This window comes from Flavobacterium aquicola, from assembly GCF_003385115.1.
In the GTDB taxonomy this organism is placed as follows: Bacteria; Bacteroidota; Bacteroidia; order Flavobacteriales; family Flavobacteriaceae; genus Flavobacterium; species Flavobacterium aquicola.
Genome location: NZ_QUNI01000032.1, coordinates 1 through 4,664 on the forward strand (window position 1 = coordinate 1; position 4,664 = coordinate 4,664).

General features: G+C 30.1%; 5 protein-coding genes. 1 reads left to right on the forward strand and 4 read right to left on the reverse strand.

Annotation, left to right across the window (positions count from 1 at the left end; all coding sequences use genetic code 11):
• Positions 1–174: 174 nt before the first annotated feature.
• Positions 175–1,179 carry a hypothetical protein gene (locus C8P67_RS21670; RefSeq protein WP_115815283.1) on the reverse strand — a complete coding sequence of 335 codons (1,005 nt, stop codon included), beginning with the start codon at positions 1,177–1,179 and terminating at the stop codon, positions 175–177.
• Between the two features lie 172 nt (positions 1,180–1,351).
• Positions 1,352–1,786: a toll/interleukin-1 receptor domain-containing protein gene (locus C8P67_RS21675; protein WP_115815284.1), complete on the reverse strand. Its 435-nt coding sequence runs from the start codon at positions 1,784–1,786 to the stop codon at positions 1,352–1,354.
• A 20-nt stretch (positions 1,787–1,806) separates the two neighbouring features.
• Between C8P67_RS21675 and C8P67_RS21680 the strand changes: the two genes are divergently transcribed.
• Positions 1,807–2,037 (forward strand): hypothetical protein, encoded by a 231-nt coding sequence (locus C8P67_RS21680; protein ID WP_147298282.1) that lies wholly within the window; start codon positions 1,807–1,809, stop codon positions 2,035–2,037.
• Positions 2,038–2,537: 500 nt separating this feature from the next.
• On the opposite strand, the gene C8P67_RS21685 is transcribed toward C8P67_RS21680, so the two are convergent.
• Both C8P67_RS21685 and C8P67_RS21690 read right to left on the reverse strand, forming a co-directional pair.
• Positions 2,538–3,377: a hypothetical protein gene (locus C8P67_RS21685; RefSeq protein ID WP_115815286.1), complete on the reverse strand. Its 840-nt coding sequence runs from the start codon at positions 3,375–3,377 to the stop codon at positions 2,538–2,540.
• Positions 3,378–3,523: 146 nt separating this feature from the next.
• The gene (locus C8P67_RS21690) at positions 3,524–4,438 is read right to left on the reverse strand and encodes a hypothetical protein (RefSeq protein ID WP_115815287.1); all 915 of its coding nucleotides are present in this window, start codon (positions 4,436–4,438) and stop codon (positions 3,524–3,526) included.
• Positions 4,439–4,664 lie beyond the last annotated feature (226 nt).

Genomic DNA, 4,664 nt, shown 5'->3' on the forward strand with positions numbered 1-4,664 from the left:
AAATGAAAGCGTCAATTCGGCACGAATTGGCTGTAAAATCTCCTGTAACGTTCTGGCACTACAGCGGGTTTGGGACTAAATTAAGCCCATTCTTCAGATTTGCCAAATTATAATTATCCAAATACAAAACCATCTTTCCATTAAGCCAATTGCCCAAATCCGTTGTAGTGGCTGTTAGGTGCAGTTATTTATTTGTTTCAAAATGTTTAAATTCTCTTCATTTGTTTTTAAATCGGCAATTGCAATTTCATTATTTACATAGAGAGCTAAGGAAAGAAACATATGTCCTAGAAAGTAAATATTAATTGCAGTTTTTAGCGATTCGTTATTTACATAGTCACTATTTAATCTTGAAACTAAATTTCCATGGACACTATTATTTCTAATAGAATACAATAATGTTTTAATTAATAAACGAATCATTATCTTATCATCTGTAATACTTAGTGTGTAGGAGTTGGCTCCTCCTGAATTTTGAACTGTTGTTGTTCTATTTTCAAACAAATCTTTTAGTTTTTCTGCTAAACTTTTTGGTATTGATTTGCTTTTCTTTAAATCAGTAATACCTAAATTAACCTTTTGGTCAATAACTGTAGGGTTAGATATTGCCTTATAAGATTGTCCATAAGTATTAACTATTTTTTGATATATATCGGGATAGGATTTTTTAAAAGAGGAATATGTACTACCAATTAAAAGATTTGGTATTCCGGCTTCTTCCATTACATAACCTTTCAAAATTTGATTACTTAAAAATTTGAAGGGCTTTAAAGGAATAACTTTAGCATACTCATTTATCAGACTAATTATATTATAATTAACAGAAACTACATCATTTTTTTTATTATTAATCTCATCAATAAGGTAATCTATGCCTAAGGCATCAGATAAACGAATATTGGGATCAGTACTGTTTAGAATTTTGTTTATCCCTAATGTTTTATAACAATTATTTATAGATTTCCATAAAAATGTAAAAGCCATGTCAGGTCTATCATGTAAACAGCTATATGAGTCTAATAAATATGAAGTAGCAATATAAGGTATGTTAGTTTCGTTTATCCAATTTTCGCTAGTTATTGGTTTGATATTAAAATTTATACGTGTAATGTTAGAATAAAGTATATCAATGTGTTTTTGCTTTGTATAATCATTTAATAATTCGGTTGTTTCGTTCATATATCTATTGATTTATTTTGTCTGTATAATTGCACCTAACGTTCTCGCGATACAAGCAGTTTGGGATTAAATCATCGTTATCTTTCGGATTTGCCAAATCTTCCAAATACAAACCAATTTTTCCATTAAGCCAAATGCCCAAATTGCTTGTAGCGTGTGTTAGCAGAAGTTTTTATGAGTTCAATTTCTGTTTCAGTAAGTCTATAGCTTTTTCTATACCAACTTGTTTTAAATCAATATATCCAACAGTTTCATTTAATCCGTCTATTTCGGTTTCATCTATTCTTAAAGGTAAGATGTATTCTTTATTATTCAGGAAAGCTTTTGTTTGAGCGGCTTTTCTTTCGTGTGATGTCCAAACTTTTTTAGAATAATTCTCGGAAATAATCATCAAACAATATCTTGCTCGATTTTTATACACATCATTTAAATGTGCATATAAATCCTTACCCCATAAACTAGCTTGTTCGTATTCATCATAGAAAACCTTATAATGCTGTTTTGTTAATTCGTCAGCAATTTTTTTTGCTATAGGTCTATCTTCTCCAGCAAATGAAAGTGCGACATCATAATTTTGTGTTTCATCTTGGTTTGAAATAATTTCCATTCTTCTTTTGAAAATTGTATTTGATTATTTATTCTGCTGTAGCCTTGCCACTAACGTTCTGGTACTACAGCGGGTTTGGGACTAAATTAAGCCCGTTCTTCGGATTTGCCAAATCATCCAAATACAAAACCATCTTTCCATTAAGCCAATTGCCCAAATCCGTTGTAGTAGCTGTTACAGGATGGTTGTTGCCTACTGATATTCCTATTATTGATCGATTTCAAGCCTTATCTTGGCCGATTAAAACCTAATTCTTGCCCAAATATTGGCTAAATTTTATTCCCTTTTTTCGTTTCAATTTCACATTCAAAACGATTGTTTCGTTTCAATTAGAAAACCCGAAGTCTTAAGTTTCAGTTTTCGCATTTGCGATTATTAACTCCAAAATTCAAGTTTCTGCTTTTCAGATTTAATTTAGAAACTCCAATATTCAAGTTCGCTTTTCAAGTTCTGTATTTCAGATTCAATTTAGAAACTGCAATAATCAAATTCTGTTTTTTCGAATTTCAGATTATAACTCCAACTTAAAAAACCAATTTTAAGTTTCTGTATTTTCGGTTTTCTGCGCAACAATTCGTTTTTTAAAAAACCTGATTTTAATTGAAATGCTCTTTTTTCAACTATCCTGTAACGTTCTGGCACTACAGCGGGTTTGGGATTAAATTAAGCCTATTCTTCGGATTTGCCAAATCATTCAGATACAAAACCATCTTTCCATTAAGCCGAATCCCCAAATCCGTTGTAGTGGCTGTTAGCAGACGTTATTTAATTTTCTCAATTTCTCTCTTTTATTTATTCTATTAGTAAAAACCTTTTGTTCAATAGATGTACATTTCAATACAAGTAAATCAATTAAGTCTGTTAGAAAATTTAGAATCATAGGTAATGTTTCATAGATATATTCCCATTGAGATTCGGTGTTTTCATAAGTACTAAATATAAAATTAAGATTTTGCTTTTCTGTTTTGTTATTTGGGTTTCTGTCTGTAAATAGATGTATAGCATTATTTGTTATGTTAAATATGCTATCACTTTGGTTTTTATCAAATATATATTCAAATACATCAGTACAATTATATTTGTCGTAGAAAAATATGTTTGTCTTTTCAATTAATATTTTTTTCTGTTCTGGCGTCGATTTTATGGGGTCAAAGTTTTCAGTATTATTAAAATTTTCGATGAAATCATTATCATTTAACATTCTCATTAAAACAATAAGTATTTCAAGGAAAGGTTTTCGCAGGAGTGTAAAACTAACAGTCATTCTCATTTTTAATGAGCATAATAAACTTTCTTGAATTGAATAACAGGTTTCTCTAATTAAACCTTGCAGTAATTGATTTCGAACAATATGATTTAATTCATCTGTGAATTTATGTTCTTCAAGAAAATCAAATAAATGATTACTTTCTTCATCAATACTTTTTATTAATTCACTATATTCATCAGGAAATTTTATAGTTTGTGTATGTAAATCTTCAAATACTTTATTTAGTATTAAATCTTCAATTTGAGTTATTAAGAACTCGCAATAATCGTGCTTTTTCCAATATTCTTTTGGTAGATAATAATAGTATTTTCTTTTTTTCACGATATTTTCTGTTAATGTCTGCTAACGTTCTGGCACTACAGCGGGTTAGGGACTAAATTAAGCCCATTCTTCGGATTTGCCAAATCATTCCAAGTACATGACCATCTTTCCATTAAGCCCAATACCCAAATCCGTTGTAGTGGCTGTTAGTGGCAGTTTATCTCGCGTTTATCAATTCTTTCTTGAAGTAAATTTAGATAGGATAATCCAAATGCAGAAGAACATATCAATTCCGATATTGTTTTTTTGTCAATTTGCTTTGCCGTTTTACCTCTATGAGCTAATGAATTCCTTAAACCTCTTAATCTGTTTAGGCTTCCTCTTATGTTATCAGGCATTTTTGGAAAATCTGAATTATGAGCGACTAATGGAAGCAAAATATTTAATTGATAGCTATAAGTTGCTCCATTACTTAAAAAGTCTTCCACTTTGTCTTTAGGAGCAAAAGGAGAAAAATATTTTGTCATTAAATTATTCAACGTTGATTCAACGGAAACATTGGAAGGAATAACACACGCATTATAGTTCTTTGCCGTAAAAGCTTCTACTGCGCTAATTATATTTTCCCAAATTTCGTTTTCTGCAGATTTTTCAGCCCAATTAATTTGTACAGCGACAGGAGTTTCTTCTTCTGGTTCTCCAAATTGTCTACCGTATAAATTAATTATATTGGGAATATAATGCCTTACTGGTGTGTTTCCATGTAGTTCTACTGGAAATAATCCTTCACCATTCGGTGTATAACTGGTTTGCAAAATTTTGGATTCTTTAGGAATTCCAATTTTTTCTAAATCTAAAATGAAAATTTCCCCAGCCTTCATGTAAATTCTCAAACTTGTGGTATAACCTCCAACTATTGCATAAGTATAAGAAGGAAAATCCCAATCAAAATGTCTCAGAAGGAGCGACCACCAATCAAGTTTAGTATCACACTTTGGGCATTTCATTACGATTCCATGAAAATAATTTGATAAATTTTCATTGGTGATTGGAAATGAAATTGCTTTACATTCAGGACATGGAGTTTGATAGATTTCTGTATGTAATAAATCATATTTCATTTACAATGTATTTTTAAATTGCCACTAACTATCTTATACACGCATAAAACCAACACATTTTGTTCCTAATTGGCATATTATGCGAATGTTTTGTGGTTTTATTTATGCGTTTTTATTTTTATTCGCTTTGGACAAATTTAAAATTATTTCTTACATATCAAAAAGATTTGTAATTTTTTTAAAGAGGTACTGCCTGCATCGGTGCAAATCATTATTGTCTAAGTAT

Coding starts and splice junctions, on each gene's coding strand:
- C8P67_RS21690 (WP_115815287.1), bottom strand. CDS start 4,438: ATGAAATATGATTTATTACATACAGAAATCTATCAAACTCCATGTCCT.
- C8P67_RS21675 (WP_115815284.1), bottom strand. CDS start 1,786: ATGGAAATTATTTCAAACCAAGATGAAACACAAAATTATGATGTCGCA.
- C8P67_RS21670 (WP_115815283.1), bottom strand. CDS start 1,179: ATGAACGAAACAACCGAATTATTAAATGATTATACAAAGCAAAAACAC.